Raw genomic sequence first — 13,063 nt, 5'->3', positions numbered from 1 at the left:
CAAGGCTTGCCCCCTTCGGGACGTTGGGTTTATCTGCGGCCATGACTGGACCTCGCTATACCCCGCTGACGCAATCGCTGCCTGCAACCGTGCCTTTTGTCGGCCCCGAAACGCAGGAGCGCCAGCGCGGTGCGCCGTTTGACGCGCGGATCGGCGCAAATGAGAGCGTTTTCGGGCCATCCCCGCGTGCGGTCGAGGCCTTGCAGCAGGCGGCGCGTGATATCTGGATGTATGGCGACCCCGAGAACTACGATCTGCGCCACGCGCTGGCGGCCCATCACGGAGTTGCGCCCGAGAATATCGTTGTGGGCGAAGGCATTGACGGGCTGCTGGGGTATCTGGTGCGGCTTATGGTTGCGCCGGGCGATGCGGTCGTGACCTCGGACGGGGCCTATCCCACCTTCAACTACCATGTGGCCGGGTTCGGCGGTGTTTTGCACAAGGTGCCCTATCGCGATGATCACGAGGACCCGGTGGCCTTGTTCGCCAAAGCGGCGGAAGTGGATGCGAAGCTGGTTTATCTCGCCAACCCGGACAATCCGATGGGCAGTTGGCATTCAGGCGCTGAGATCGTGACCGCGATGGAGGCCTTGCCGGATGGTTGCTTGCTGGTTCTGGACGAGGCCTATGTGGAATGCGCGCCCGAAGGCACCGCCACGCCAGTGTCGGTGGATGACCCGCGGGTGATCCGGATGCGGACCTTTTCGAAAGTCTATGGCATGGCGGGCGCGCGCGTGGGCTATGCGCTGGGCGCGGTGGAGTTGATTGCGGCGTTCAACAAGGTGCGCAACCATTTCGGCATGAACCGGGCGGCACAGGCCGGGGCATTGGCAGCGCTGCAGGATCAGGCTTGGCTGGCCGAGGTACAGGCCAAGATCGCGGCGTCGCGCGATCAGATCGCGCAGATCGCACGGGACAACGGATTGGAGCCGCTGCCATCAGCCACGAATTTCGTTGCCATTGATTGCGGGCGCGACGGGGTGTTTGCGAAATCCGTTCTGGACTCGCTGGTTGAACAAGGCGTTTTTGTTCGGATGCCATTTGCGGCACCACAGAACCGGTGCATTCGGGTGAGTTGCGGGGGCGAGGCGGAAATGGCGGCTTTTGCATCCGCTTTGCCCCGGGCTTTGGTCCGGGCTCGGGCGGTTTAAGGGGGGCTGTCTGCCCCCCATCGCGCTTGGGCGCGATTCCCCCCGAAGATATTTTTAGCCAGATGAAGGGCGGATCAGGGCGATTTGGCCAAGGTTGCGGCTGCGGCCTCGAGCGCACCTTGACCGCGCGGGATGTCGAGCGCGGCCATGGCGGTTTCGATGCCGCCGAGCATCGCCATGATCATCTGCGCGTTCAAATGGCCCATGTGGCCCAAGCGGAAGCAGCCATCCCAGTCTTCCATACCCAGACCGATGCCAAGCGTCAGGCCGAGCGTGTTCTCGGTGTAATTGCGCAGGGGTGTCCCGCGCCCTTCCGTCAAGCGCAGTGCGGTGACGGCGTGGCTGCGGTGAGCCGGATCGGCGACGTTGAACTCAAGCGCGCCGCCTTGGGTCCAGACCTCGCACGCGGCCCAGATGGCGCAGGCGAGACGTTCGTGCCGCGCCCAGACCGCTTCGATCCCCTCGGCGTGGATCAGATCAAGCGCGGTGCGCAGGCCGTAGAGGTGGTGGGTTGGCGCGGTGCCGTTGAAATGCTGGTAGAACAGCTCGGGATTGGCGCGCGGCTGCCAGTCCCAATATTGCGAGACCCTTGGCATGGCAGCGCGTTTGACCTGCGCCTTTTCGTTGAAGAAGACAAAGCCCATGCCGGCAGGGGTCATCAGCCCTTTCTGGCAGGCGGTCACGGTAACATCGACGCCCCAGGCATCCATCTCGAACCGGTCGCAGCCCAGCGAAGCGATGCAATCGGCCATCAGCAGCGCCGGGTGGTTCAGGTCGTCAAGCAGCGCGCGCAAACCGGAGATGTCATTTCGGATTGAGCTTGAGGTATCGACATGGACCGCAAGTACGCCTTTGATCTTGTGATCCGTGTCGGCGCGCAGCACATCGGCGATCTTGTCGAAATCCCAGGCCGCGGATGTGCCGAAGTCGATCAGCTGTGCCTGTGCGCCGATCCCCTCGGCCATCTCGGCCCAGCCGTGGGTGAAGCGACCCGAGGCGGGAGCCAGCACGGTTTCGCCGGGGGCGATCACGTTCGACAGGGCAGCCTCCCACGTGCCGTGGCCGTTGGCGATGTAGATGGCAACGTTATGCTCGGTCCGAGCGACGCGGCGCAGGTCTTGCAGCAGCGCGGGCATCATATCGACCAGTTCGCCATCGTAGATGTTGGGCGACGGGCGGTGCATCGCCTGCAGCACCGCATCGGGCATGACCGAAGGGCCCGGAATGGCCAGATACTCGCGACCTTGCGCGAGGGAAAGCTGGTTTGTCATGAGATCAACCTGTTTAAATTGCCGCCTACCCTAGCGAGAGGGCGCGGAGCGTCAATCCGTCAAGTTGGCCGCCTCGCGCGCAAGGGACTCGATCCCGGCCCAATCGCCGCTTTGCACCATCGCCTTGGGGGCAACCCAGCTGCCGCCTGCGCAAATCACGTTGGACAGCGACAGGTAATCACGCGCATTCGATGGTGAGACACCGCCGGTGGGGCAAAAGCTGATCTGCGGCAGAGGTGCGCCGATTGCTTTCAGGGACGGCGCACCGCCGGAGGCTTCGGCGGGGAAGAATTTCAGCATGTCATAGCCTTTTTCCAGCAGCGCCATCGCTTCGGTCGCGGTGGCCGCTCCGGGCAGAAGCGGCAGGCCTTCGGCTTCGCAAGCTGCGATCAGGGTATCGGTTGCGCCGGGAGATACGCCAAATTGTGCGCCTGCTTCCTTGGCGGCGCGGACATCTTCCGGGGTGATCAGCGTGCCTGCACCGACCACACCGCCGGGGACCTCGGACATCGCACGGATCACGTCCAGAGCTGCGGGGGTGCGCAGTGTCACCTCGAGCGCGGGCAGACCACCAGCGACCAGCGCCTGAGCCAGCGGTCGGGCGTGGGCCACGTCATCGACCACCAGGACCGGCACAATCGGGGCCAGCGCGCAAATCTCGCGGGTGCGTTGGGTTTTGGACATTTCGTTAAGCTCCGAAAATGCTGGCGCCGGTATCGGCAGAGCCGACGGTCTGGCGGAAGGTGCCGAAGAGGTCGCGACCAACCCCGTGCTGGTTTGCCGTAATGTCTGCGGTGGCCGGGGCGCGGTCAAGGACACCGGGGGTCAGGATTTCCAGATCCCCTTTCACCGCGTCGACCCGCAAAAGATCGCCGTCCTGCAGATAAGCGATCGCACCCCCGTCCAGCGCCTCGGGGCAGACATGGATGGCGGCGGGGACTTTGCCGGAGGCACCGGACATTCGGCCATCGGTGACCAGCGCCACCTTTTGACCACGGCCCTGCAGGATCGACAGGATCGGCGTCAGGGAATGCAGTTCGGGCATGCCGTTGGCTTTCGGCCCCTGAAAGCGGACCACGACGATGACGTCATCCGTGAACTCTCCGGCCTTGAAGGCGGCTTTTACGTCGTCCTGATCGTGGAACACGCGCACGGGCGCTTCGACCACCTGATGTTCCGGGGCGACAGCCGAAACTTTCATAACGCCGGTGCCCAGATTGCCGGTCAGGCGCGACAGGCCGCCGGTGGGCTGGAACGGGTCTTTGGCCGAGCGAACGATCTTTTCGTTCAGGCTGTGACCCGCGCCATCTTCCCAGACCAGTTCCCCGTCCTTCAGCTTGGGTTCCTTGGTGTAATTATGCAGACCTTGGCCCGCGACAGTCAGCGTGTCGGGGTGCAACAGCCCGTCGTCCAGCAGGGTGCTGATGCAATAGCCCAAGCCACCCGCCGCGTGGAAATGGTTCACGTCGGCCAGACCGTTGGGATAGACCCGCGCGACCAGAGGCACCACGGCGGAGATTTCCGAAAAATCCTCCCAATCCAGTACGATACCACCCGCGCGCGCCATCGCGATCAGGTGAATCAGCAGATTGGTGGAGCCTCCGGTCGCCATCAGGCCGACGATGCCGTTGACGAAGGCGCGTTCGTCGAGGATCTGGCAGACCGGGGTGTAGTGATTGCCCAGCGCGCTGAGCGACAGGGCGCGGCGCGCGCCTTCTTCGGTCAGGGCATCGCGCAGGGGCGTGTTGGGGTTGATAAAGCTGGCGCCCGGCAGGTGCAGACCCATGAACTCCATCAACATCTGGTTGGTGTTGGCGGTGCCGTAGAAGGTGCAGGTGCCGGGGCCGTGATAGGCGGCCATCTCGGCCTTCATCAGTTCGTCGCGGCCCACTTCACCGGCGGCGAATTTCTGGCGCACCTTGGCTTTTTCGTCGTTGGGCAAGCCGCTGGTCATCGGACCTGCTGGCAGGAAAACGGCTGGCAGATGTCCGAACGCCTGCGCACCGATCACAAGACCGGGCACGATTTTGTCGCAAACGCCAAGGAAGACAGCCGCATCAAATGTGTTGTGGCTAAGCGCCACACCGGTCGCCAATGCAATCACATCGCGCGAGAACAGCGACAGTTCCATCCCTGCCTCGCCTTGGGTGACGCCGTCGCACATGGCAGGCACGCCGCCTGCCACCTGCGCGGTGCCACCCGCCGAGCGGATCGCCTGACGGATCAGTTCGGGATACCGCTCGAACGGCTGATGCGCCGAAAGCATGTCGTTATAGGCGGTAACAATGCCGAGATTCCCGGCTGTTCCTTTCACCATGGATTGCTGATCCTCACCCGCCCCGGCATAGGCGTGCGCCTGACCGCTGCAGGACAGATGCGCACGGGCGGGGCCCTTGGATTTGGCCTGCTCCATCCGTTCCAGATGAGGGCCGCGCAGATCGGCGCTGCGGTCAATGATGCGTTGGGTGACTTCGGCGATGACGTTGTGAACCATTCTAACCCCCAATCTGACGCCAGCGGCGTCCGTCGCGGTGCATGAGCATCAATGCTTCTTCGGGTCCCGAACTGCCCTGATCGTATTTCGCAGGTTTATCGCCGCGCTCTTCCCAGCCGTGAATGATGGGATCGACCCAGGCCCAGGCGGCCTCGGCCTCGTCGCCGCGCATGAACAGCGTCTGATCGCCCCGGATCACATCCATGATCAGGCGTTCATAGGCATCCGGAGATTTCGCATTATCGCCCAAGGCATCCGCAAAGCTCATATCCAGCGCCACATCGGACAGGCGGAACCCGCCCTGCCCCGGCTCCTTGATCGTTGTGCGCAGGGTGATGCCCTCGTCCGGTTGCAAGCGGATCACCAGCACATTGCCGTGCAGCGGCCCGACATTCGGGAAAATCGTATGCGGCGGGTCGCGGAAGAACACGGCAATCTCGGACTCGCGCCCACGCAGCCGCTTGCCGGTGCGCAGGTAAAACGGAACACCGGCCCAACGCCAGTTGCCGATATGAGCCTTAAGGGCAATGTAGCTTTCGGTTCGACTGCCAGGATCACCAACATGGTCGAGATAGCCGTCATCGCCCTTCTCGGTGCGATACTGACCGCGCGCGATATCCTTGGGCTCGACCGGTTCCAGAGCTTCGATCACTTTGACCTTTTCATCCCGAACCGAGTTGGGTGAAAACTTGGACGGAGGCTCCATAGCCGTCAGGCACATCAGTTGTACAAGGTGGTTCTGGATCATGTCCCGCATCGCACCTGATTGGTCGTAGTAGGCACCGCGCCCTTCCACGCCGACCGTTTCGGCCACGGTGATCTGTACATGATCTATATGGGTGGCGTTCCACAGCGGTTCAAACAACGAATTGGCAAACCGCAGCGCCATCAGGTTCTGAACGGTTTCTTTGCCCAGGTAATGATCGATGCGGTAAATCTGATGCTCTTGAAAGCAGGCACGCAAACCTTCGTTTAGTGCCTTCGCCGAAGCAAGATCATGCCCGAACGGTTTTTCAACAACGATCCGGCTGTCCGACGTTGCAAGCCCTGCATCATAAAGGCGTTGGGCAATGCCGGAAAAGAGGCCCGGTCCAACCGACAGATAGAACGCGCGAATAACGTCCGACCGCAGCGCTTTGGCCAGGTCCGACCACCCGGCATCGCCAAGTGCGTCGACCGGTACATAATCCACTTTGCTTAGAAAGCGGTCCAGCGTGTCCTTTTCGTAGCTGGGCGCAAATTCCTTTATCGAGTTGCGCACCACGGCGCGAAAACCGTCGCTGTCCATATCCGAACGCGCCGTTCCAATTATCCGCGCCTCTTCCGGCATCTGACCGACTTCGAACCGATGATACAGGCCCGGCAGGATTTTGCGTTGGGCCAGATCACCTGTTGCGCCGAACAGCACAAGGTCGAACGGGTCCACCGGTATTACGCGTGAAACCATTTGTGGCTCCTTACCAAGTGCGCGGTCACTGGCTTGGTTGCGCGTTCAATTCGAGAATAGTCTGAACCGGACGGATCAAGCGGAGTCGCGCTTACTGTTATCGCTAACATTTGCCGCCTGAATAGAAAGCCAGCGCAGAAAAATCAAGCTGAGAATCTCGAAAACGCCGAAATTCGACCTCAGTTTTGATTGCGCAACCACTCCATGACCGAAGGTCGCACGGATTGTTCGCCTCTATGGCGTGCATCGGCAATGATCTTGCGCACGTCCTGAAGATTGGAACGCAGCAGCAGGCTTTTGACAGGTCCCACGGATGCCGGGCGCATAGACAGTGTCCGGATACCCATTGCGGCAAGGCACAGCGCTTCGACCGGGCGGCCCGCGTCCTCGCCGCAGAAACTGACCGGCGTATCTGACACTTCGCACCGTTCAACAATTCGTTCAATGAAACTCAGGAAGCTGACATTCAGTGTGTCGTAGCGGCGGCGAACAAGCTCGTTTTCGCGGTCGGCAGCAAAAAAGAACTGTTTAAGATCGTTGCCCCCGATCGAGATGAAGTCCACTTCGTCAAAGAATTTTTGCGGGGCGAAGGCCAGCGAAGGCGTTTCAAGCATCGCGCCAACTTCCAACGTTTCTGGCAGAACATGGCCCAGACGTTTTTCGCGCTCGATGGTCTTGTTTACCTCCCATCGGGCCTCTCGAAATTCATCCGCTTGCGCCACGAAAGGGAACATGACAGTCAGCGGACGTCCATTGGCTGCGCGGATCAAAGCCTGCAATTGCATGCGCATGACACCGCGTTTGTCGAGACCGACGCGGATCGCTCGCCAACCCAAGGCGGGATTGGGCTCGGCGACGTGCTTCATATAGGGCAGCACTTTGTCCGAGCCGATGTCCAACGTGCGAAACACGACACGCTTTTCGCCCGCTGCGTCCAGAACACGCTGATATTGCGTCACTAGTTCCTGCCGCTTGGGCATTTTGTTACGAACCAGAAACTGTAGTTCGGTACGGAATAGGCCAACGCCTTCGGCACCGGAGTTTTCCAGCGACGGCAAGTCAGCCATCAGCCCGGCATTCATCACCAGATTGATCCGCGCCCCATCCTGCGTCACCGTTGGCGTTTCGCGGATCGAGGCGTAGCGCTCTTGTGCCTTGGCCTGCATGGCGATCTTGTCACGAAAGGCCGAAACAACGCTGTCTTCGGGCCGCAGATGAACGACGCCATTATCGCCATCCACAAGGATATGGTCCCCGTTCAGGGCTTCGGTTGTAATCCGGCCGACATGCACCACCAACGGAATTGCCAAGGCGCGCGCCACAATAGTTGCGTGACTGCCGACCGACCCTTCCTCAAGCACGATCCCTTTCAGGGACCGACCGTATTCAAGAAGATCACCGGGGCCGATATTCCGGGCAATCAGGATTGGATCTGGCGGCAAGTCTGCCGCACCATTGCCACCCTGCCCCGTCAAAATGCGCAGCAAACGGTTGCTGAGATCGTCCAAATCGGCAAGACGCTCGCGCAGATATGGGTCCGAGACCTGGCTCATACGCGCCCGCGCCTGCGATTGTTCCTTTTCAACCGCCGCTTCGGCACTGAGGCCAAGCGCAATGTCTTCTTCCATCCGGCGCATCCAGCCCTTGGAATTGGCGAACATCCGATAGGCTTCCAGAACCTGAAGCTGCTCTTTGTCTCCGCCCTGCGAAATCTCAAGCATCTTGTCGACGCCAACTCGCAATTCCTCGACGGCTTCGGTCAGACGCTCACGTTCGCGGTGCGGATCGTCAGCAATCGGGTTCGTTACGACGACGCGGGGTTCGTGCAGCCAGACATGTCCCTCGGCGGACCCTTCCTGTGCCGGACCGCCACGCAGCAAAACCGACTGCTGGTGCAAGGGTGACAGTGCCGCGCCCTCGCCCACGAAAGCGCCCAGTTCGGCCATTTCGGCCAGCACCATTGCGACCACTTCCAGCGCATAAACTTCGTCGGCTGAAAATTCGCGCGCCTCGCGGGACTGAACGACCAAAACGCCAAGTTTTTGGCCGAGCCGTTGCACAGGCACGCCAAGAAATGAAGAAAACCGTTCCTCTCCGGTTTCCGGCATGTACCGGAACCCCTTGGCCGACGGGGCATCAGCGGCATTCACGACTTTGCCGCTTTCGGCGACGCGTCCCACAAGGCCTTCGCCCAAACGCATGCGGGTTTTGTGAACCGCCTCAGGCGACAAACCTTCGGTTGCGCAAAGCTCCAGCGTGTCTTCATCGCGAAACAGATAGATCGAGCAAACTTCGCTGCGGATGCTGTCCGCAATCAGATGCGTTATCCGGTCAAGGCGTTCCTGACCGGCGGCTTCGCTCGCCATTTCTTCGCGCAGCCGACCAAGCAGCTTGCGGGATTCTGTTTCGGTGCCGTCCGCCATGGCCCACCCACGTTACGGTTTCAGACGGGCAAATTGGCTGAAATGATCAGGCCGCCTTGTCCAGTTCAAAGGCATCATGCAGTGCCTGAACAGCAAGTTCCATGTATTTCCTGTCGACAAGGACGGAAATTTTTATCTCAGAGGTTGTAATGACCTTGATGTTGATCCCCTCATCCGAGAGCACCTTGAACATCTTGGCCGCCACACCCGACTGCGAACGCATGCCTATACCTACGACCGAGACCTTGCAGACGTCTTCGTCCGCGACAAGTTCAGCATAGTTCAACTCGCCCGCGTTCTTGATACCCAACAATGCCTTTTCCGCGCGCGCGACCTGGTCGGTCGGGCACGAAAACGTCATGTCGGTGCGCCCCTCGTCCGAGATGTTCTGAACAATCATGTCAACGTTCACGCCTTCGTCGCTGAGCGCCGTGAATATCGTCGACGCAATTCCGGGGCGGTCGGCCACAGAAACGACGGTCATCTTCGCTTCGTCGCGGGAATAGGCCACACCGGCCACAACATTGGATTCCATAATATCCTCCTCGTCGCAGACCAGTGTACCGGCCTCGTCGGACTGTTCTTCAAAACTGGAAAGGACCCGCAGTTTCACCTTGTAGCGCATCGCGAGTTCGACCGATCTGGTCTGCAGAACCTTGGCACCCAATGAAGCCAGTTCAAGCATCTCTTCGAACGCGATCCGGTCCAGCTTGCGGGCCTTTTCGCAAATACGCGGGTCAGTCGTGTAGACACCGTCGACATCTGTATAGATATCGCATCGTTCCGCACCAAAAGCAGCCGCAAACGCGACTGCGGTGGTGTCCGACCCGCCGCGCCCAAGGGTTGTGATACGACCCTCAGGGCTCAGACCCTGAAATCCGGCCACAACGGCCACCCGCATGCCCTCGTCAAACTTCTGGCTGATGTTCTCGGTCGGAATATCCTCGATCCGGGCCTGGCTGTGGGCGCTGTTTGTCAGCAGGGGCACCTGCCACCCTTGCCAACTGCGCGCAGGCACATCCATTTCCTGAAGCGTCAGCGCCATAAGACCGGCGGTCACGTTTTCACCCGACGACACCACGGCATCATATTCGCGCGCGTCGAAAAGCGGGGATGTTTCGTTCACCCAACCGACCAGTTCGTTCGTCTTGCCCGACATCGCCGAAACGATCACGATAACATCGTATCCTTTGGCCACTTCGACGCCAACGCGTTTTGCCGCGCGGCGGATTCGGTCAAGATTGGCAACCGACGTGCCGCCGAATTTCATTACAAGTACTGGCATGGGGGCTGATGTCTCCGCGCCTCAGAAGTCAGGTTTCGAGCGTCTTATGCGAGGGGGACCACAAGGGCAAGTGGGCAAGACCGACGCGATGCGCGGCTTTACAAGCAGACCCGCTTGTGTATGCGTGTTTGTAACCGCTTAGTTCAAGAGGATTTCCATGTTGCGTTTTGCTTTGGCCCTGGGCCTGCTTTCCTCACCAGCCATGGCGCAAGTCGCCACCCAATCGGGCACCGACGGTCAGAATGCTCTGGGCACGGTTCCCTGTGCAGCGGCCGCTGGAGCACCGCTGCAAAGCTGTAACGCGGAACTGCGCCGCCGTGACGACGGAACGGCAACCTTGGCGGTTCTGCTGCCGACCGGAGACGTGCGCAACATCTATTTCACCAACGGAATTCCGGATTCCAGCAGTTCGGCGTCGAAATTGTCCTACGAAACCCTCGGGGACATGATGGTCATCTACGTCGAACCCGGCGAAGTGTTTGAGATTCCGAAAGCGGCGTTGAACACTCAGTAAGCGTGCTCGCGGCCATCCCAGGTTTCAAAACACCCCGTTGTGTCCAGCGACAACGCGTCAAAACGCGCCAGTAGTCCTTCGGCGGCCTTATCGACTGTGATCTCGGCGGTGTTGCCGCCCATGTCAGTCTGAACCCAACCCGGGTGATAGATGCCGACCGGCACACCATCAGCTTTCAAATCCGCGGCCAGATTTCGCCCCAAATTCAACGCCGCAGCTTTTGACGCCCGATAAATGTAACTGCCACCCGGCGCGCGCGTATGTGACGCCATCTGCGACGACAAAATCGCAACCTTTCCCTTTGACTGCAACAGGTTGGGCAGCAACGCCTGTACGGTCAGGAACACGCCGGTCACGTTGGTTGCAAAGCTTTGCGCCCACATTTCAACCGGATAACCTTGGATATTCTGACCCTTATCCAGATACACACCCGCGTTGCAGATCAGCAAGTCGATGGGTCTGTCTGACAAGCTGCTGGCCACCGCAGCATGTTGTTTCGGGTCCGTGACATCCAGTGCCAGCCCTGTACTGGCATCCCTGGCCGTGCCAGTCACCGAGTGCCCCTGATCCCGATAAAGATCGGACAACGCCTTTCCGATGCCCCGATTGGCACCGGTAATCACGATATGCATAGGTCAATTAGTCTTTCTGCTGGGAACAAACGGCAGTGGGGCAACTGGAACACCGTCTTCGATCAACGAGCGGGCCTCTTCCGGTTTAGCCTCTCCATAGATTGGGCGTTCTGGTGCGTCGCCCAAATGCATCTTGCGCGCCTCGTTGGCAAAGGCCTTGCCAACGTAATCCGAGTTCTCCTCGACCTTGCGGCGCAACTCCGACAACACCTTCTCGATGTCCGGCGTCGCCGAGGACACATCAATCTGCCCGCTTTCCGAGGTGTTTTCGGGTGCATTGGTTTGCCGCGCGGAACGAACGCGAGGCGTCATAACCGCCTTTTCAACATGGGTGCATCCGCACACTGTGCAGACAATCATTCCTGCCGCAGCAAGTTTGTCGTAAGCTTCGGCCGACTGAAACCAACTGTCAAAGCTATGGCCTTCGCGGCATTTAAGTGCGTATTGAATCATAACCCGTCCAAATTGCCGGTTGCTGAATAGATACCGAGCAACCGGGCAAATTCAAGTCCTTCCAGTGGTCGTTCAATTAAGTTTCGGCCCGAACCCTTGCAACAACGCCGCGAGCTCGGGAAATGGCACGCGATGGGACGCTTTCTTGGGCGAAAACCACTTGCGTTTTCTCTCGTCCGATTCCGGATATCGGGTGGACACCCGCTGCACGTAAAGGGGGAAGACCTCGACCATAACCATTGCGGCGCCTTTGCCAGAACGATTTTTTACGTAAGTAAACTGCCCGATGGGTCTGCGTTCACAAAGTCCAACGACGCCTGCCTCTTCCCACGCCTCGCGGCTGGCGGATTGGCTTGGGGTCAGCCCCTCGTTCAACCACCCTTTTGGTATGATCCAGCGCCGCGACCTGCGCGTTGTAATCAACAGAATTCGCGGTTTTCCCTTTTCGATGCGGTAGCACAAAGCTGCTGATTGCGACAAAACCGGCAGCGTATCTGCATGCGGAAACGTCAACACTGTCAGCTTGGAACTCATCGCTTTGCTGTCACCTCCCGAGATGAAAAACCAGCTTATCTTGCGATCAGTAGAGCATTCGACACAATATATGTAAAGTGATCCAGCGTCGAACCGGTAAAAGTTCCCTAGTGCCCCATTCGATGCGACAGACGCTCAACAAGTTCCGAATGGGGGATATCGGCGTCGATCGCCAATCTGCGCAGACCAAAATGTACCAGCGCGATCTGTTGGTAATATCTGGAGTAAACGTAGTTCGTACCGCCGCCTGCCAGTGCACCCAGAACCGGTACGGACTGGGCCGCCAGTTTCTGACCCAAGACGACAGACAGGCGCGGCGCAACCGCCGCAATCAACCGCTGCATTGTCGGTCCGGTCAACGTCAGACGCACCGAAAAAAAGCCCAGATCGGCGCCGTCATCTTCGGACAGCGGTCCAGCCGCCGACAAAACGCGAACCGAATCGAACATCACGTTCTGCGCCGCAGGATCAAACCCCTGACGTGCAGCTGCGCCCTGAATCGCGCGCAGCAACATCGCGGTGGTTGCGGGCAGTTCGACCAAGGACGACGTGACACCGCCCAATCCGCCAGCTGCACCCATAGCCGTTGTAACCGCCGTGTTGACCCAGGGGCTTTGATCCGGAACAGCACGGCGCGAACCTTGCGCGGCATACATCGCCAACCACAACGCCTGCTCCGTCGCGCCTGTCAGTCCCGTTCGGACCGGTTCAGGCAATTGTTCCAGCAAGGATTCGGCGGATCCGCCCAAACGATTCAACAGCTTTACGCCGGCACCACCCGCCGACTTGTAATGCCGCGCCAGCCGGTCAAGTTCGGCGTTGGCATCCACTTTTTCAATCAGAACAACGTCCTGCATAT

Annotated in this window: 12 protein-coding genes; 2 read left to right on the top strand and 10 right to left on the bottom strand. The window is 59.8% G+C overall.

The genetic code is table 11. The features are described 5' to 3' along the window. Positions 1–41: 41 nt before the first annotated feature. The gene (locus tag RA28_RS19310; protein ID WP_039532328.1) at positions 42–1,151 is read left to right on the top strand and encodes a pyridoxal phosphate-dependent aminotransferase; all 1,110 of its coding nucleotides are present in this window, start codon (positions 42–44) and stop codon (positions 1,149–1,151) included. A 74-nt stretch (positions 1,152–1,225) separates the two neighbouring features. Here RA28_RS19310 and RA28_RS19305 read toward each other — a convergent pair whose 3' ends face one another. The 6 genes from RA28_RS19305 to RA28_RS19280 form a co-directional block, all read right to left on the bottom strand. After that, positions 1,226–2,422, bottom strand: coding sequence for a pyridoxal-phosphate-dependent aminotransferase family protein (locus tag RA28_RS19305; protein WP_039532326.1), 1,197 nt, complete (start codon positions 2,420–2,422; stop codon positions 1,226–1,228). A gap of 51 nt (positions 2,423–2,473) precedes the next feature. Continuing rightward, positions 2,474–3,106, bottom strand: coding sequence for a bifunctional 4-hydroxy-2-oxoglutarate aldolase/2-dehydro-3-deoxy-phosphogluconate aldolase (locus RA28_RS19300; protein ID WP_039532323.1), 633 nt, complete (start codon positions 3,104–3,106; stop codon positions 2,474–2,476). 4 nt (positions 3,107–3,110) lie between these two features. Continuing rightward, positions 3,111–4,916: a phosphogluconate dehydratase gene (gene edd, locus RA28_RS19295; protein ID WP_039532321.1), complete on the bottom strand. Its 1,806-nt coding sequence runs from the start codon at positions 4,914–4,916 to the stop codon at positions 3,111–3,113. A 1-nt stretch (position 4,917) separates the two neighbouring features. After that, on the bottom strand, positions 4,918–6,363 hold the full coding sequence (zwf, locus tag RA28_RS19290; RefSeq protein WP_039532319.1) for a glucose-6-phosphate dehydrogenase: 1,446 nt from the start codon (positions 6,361–6,363) through the stop codon (positions 4,918–4,920). Positions 6,364–6,542: 179 nt separating this feature from the next. Further along, complete coding sequence (gene ptsP / locus RA28_RS19285) at positions 6,543–8,786, bottom strand: phosphoenolpyruvate--protein phosphotransferase (protein ID WP_039532317.1); 2,244 nt, start codon at positions 8,784–8,786, stop codon at positions 6,543–6,545. Positions 8,787–8,832: 46 nt separating this feature from the next. After that, on the bottom strand, positions 8,833–10,071 hold the full coding sequence (locus RA28_RS19280; protein WP_039532315.1) for an aspartate kinase: 1,239 nt from the start codon (positions 10,069–10,071) through the stop codon (positions 8,833–8,835). A gap of 157 nt (positions 10,072–10,228) precedes the next feature. Between RA28_RS19280 and RA28_RS19275 the strand changes: the two genes are divergently transcribed. After that, complete coding sequence (locus tag RA28_RS19275) at positions 10,229–10,585, top strand: hypothetical protein (RefSeq protein WP_039532312.1); 357 nt, start codon at positions 10,229–10,231, stop codon at positions 10,583–10,585. Here the strand turns inward: RA28_RS19275 and RA28_RS19270 are convergent. The 4 genes from RA28_RS19270 to RA28_RS19255 form a co-directional block, all read right to left on the bottom strand. Further along, complete coding sequence (locus RA28_RS19270; RefSeq protein WP_039532311.1) at positions 10,579–11,217, bottom strand: SDR family NAD(P)-dependent oxidoreductase; 639 nt, start codon at positions 11,215–11,217, stop codon at positions 10,579–10,581. The two genes, RA28_RS19275 and RA28_RS19270, sit on opposite strands and share 7 nt — an antisense overlap. A 3-nt stretch (positions 11,218–11,220) precedes the next feature. Continuing rightward, complete coding sequence (locus tag RA28_RS19265) at positions 11,221–11,670, bottom strand: DUF1178 family protein (protein WP_039532309.1); 450 nt, start codon at positions 11,668–11,670, stop codon at positions 11,221–11,223. 72 nt (positions 11,671–11,742) lie between these two features. Further along, a complete protein-coding gene (locus RA28_RS19260) occupies positions 11,743–12,204 on the bottom strand; it encodes an NUDIX hydrolase (RefSeq protein ID WP_039532307.1) in 462 nt (153 codons plus the stop codon). 107 nt (positions 12,205–12,311) lie between these two features. Beyond that, positions 12,312–13,061: an EcsC family protein gene (locus tag RA28_RS19255; RefSeq protein ID WP_039532304.1), complete on the bottom strand. Its 750-nt coding sequence runs from the start codon at positions 13,059–13,061 to the stop codon at positions 12,312–12,314. Positions 13,062–13,063 lie beyond the last annotated feature (2 nt).

Source organism: Ruegeria sp. ANG-S4 (assembly GCF_000814005.1).
In the GTDB taxonomy this organism is placed as follows: domain Bacteria; phylum Pseudomonadota; class Alphaproteobacteria; order Rhodobacterales; family Rhodobacteraceae; genus Ruegeria.
The sequence above is the reverse complement of the archived record's forward strand: the minus strand, read 5'-3'. Positions and strand labels throughout refer to the sequence as shown.

Excerpts from the sequence above, each read along its gene's own strand:
- RA28_RS19255 (WP_039532304.1), bottom strand. The coding sequence starts at position 13,061 with ATGCAGGACGTTGTTCTGATTGAAAAAGTGGATGCCAACGCCGAACTT.
- RA28_RS19270 (WP_039532311.1), bottom strand. The coding sequence starts at position 11,217 with ATGCATATCGTGATTACCGGTGCCAATCGGGGCATCGGAAAGGCGTTG.
- RA28_RS19300 (WP_039532323.1), bottom strand. The coding sequence starts at position 3,106 with ATGTCCAAAACCCAACGCACCCGCGAGATTTGCGCGCTGGCCCCGATT.
- ptsP (WP_039532317.1), bottom strand. The coding sequence starts at position 8,786 with ATGGCGGACGGCACCGAAACAGAATCCCGCAAGCTGCTTGGTCGGCTG.
- zwf (WP_039532319.1), bottom strand. The coding sequence starts at position 6,363 with ATGGTTTCACGCGTAATACCGGTGGACCCGTTCGACCTTGTGCTGTTC.
- RA28_RS19260 (WP_039532307.1), bottom strand. The coding sequence starts at position 12,204 with ATGAGTTCCAAGCTGACAGTGTTGACGTTTCCGCATGCAGATACGCTG.
- RA28_RS19310 (WP_039532328.1), top strand. The coding sequence starts at position 42 with ATGACTGGACCTCGCTATACCCCGCTGACGCAATCGCTGCCTGCAACC.
- edd (WP_039532321.1), bottom strand. The coding sequence starts at position 4,916 with ATGGTTCACAACGTCATCGCCGAAGTCACCCAACGCATCATTGACCGC.
- RA28_RS19275 (WP_039532312.1), top strand. The coding sequence starts at position 10,229 with ATGTTGCGTTTTGCTTTGGCCCTGGGCCTGCTTTCCTCACCAGCCATG.
- RA28_RS19305 (WP_039532326.1), bottom strand. The coding sequence starts at position 2,422 with ATGACAAACCAGCTTTCCCTCGCGCAAGGTCGCGAGTATCTGGCCATT.
- RA28_RS19280 (WP_039532315.1), bottom strand. The coding sequence starts at position 10,071 with ATGCCAGTACTTGTAATGAAATTCGGCGGCACGTCGGTTGCCAATCTT.
- RA28_RS19265 (WP_039532309.1), bottom strand. The coding sequence starts at position 11,670 with ATGATTCAATACGCACTTAAATGCCGCGAAGGCCATAGCTTTGACAGT.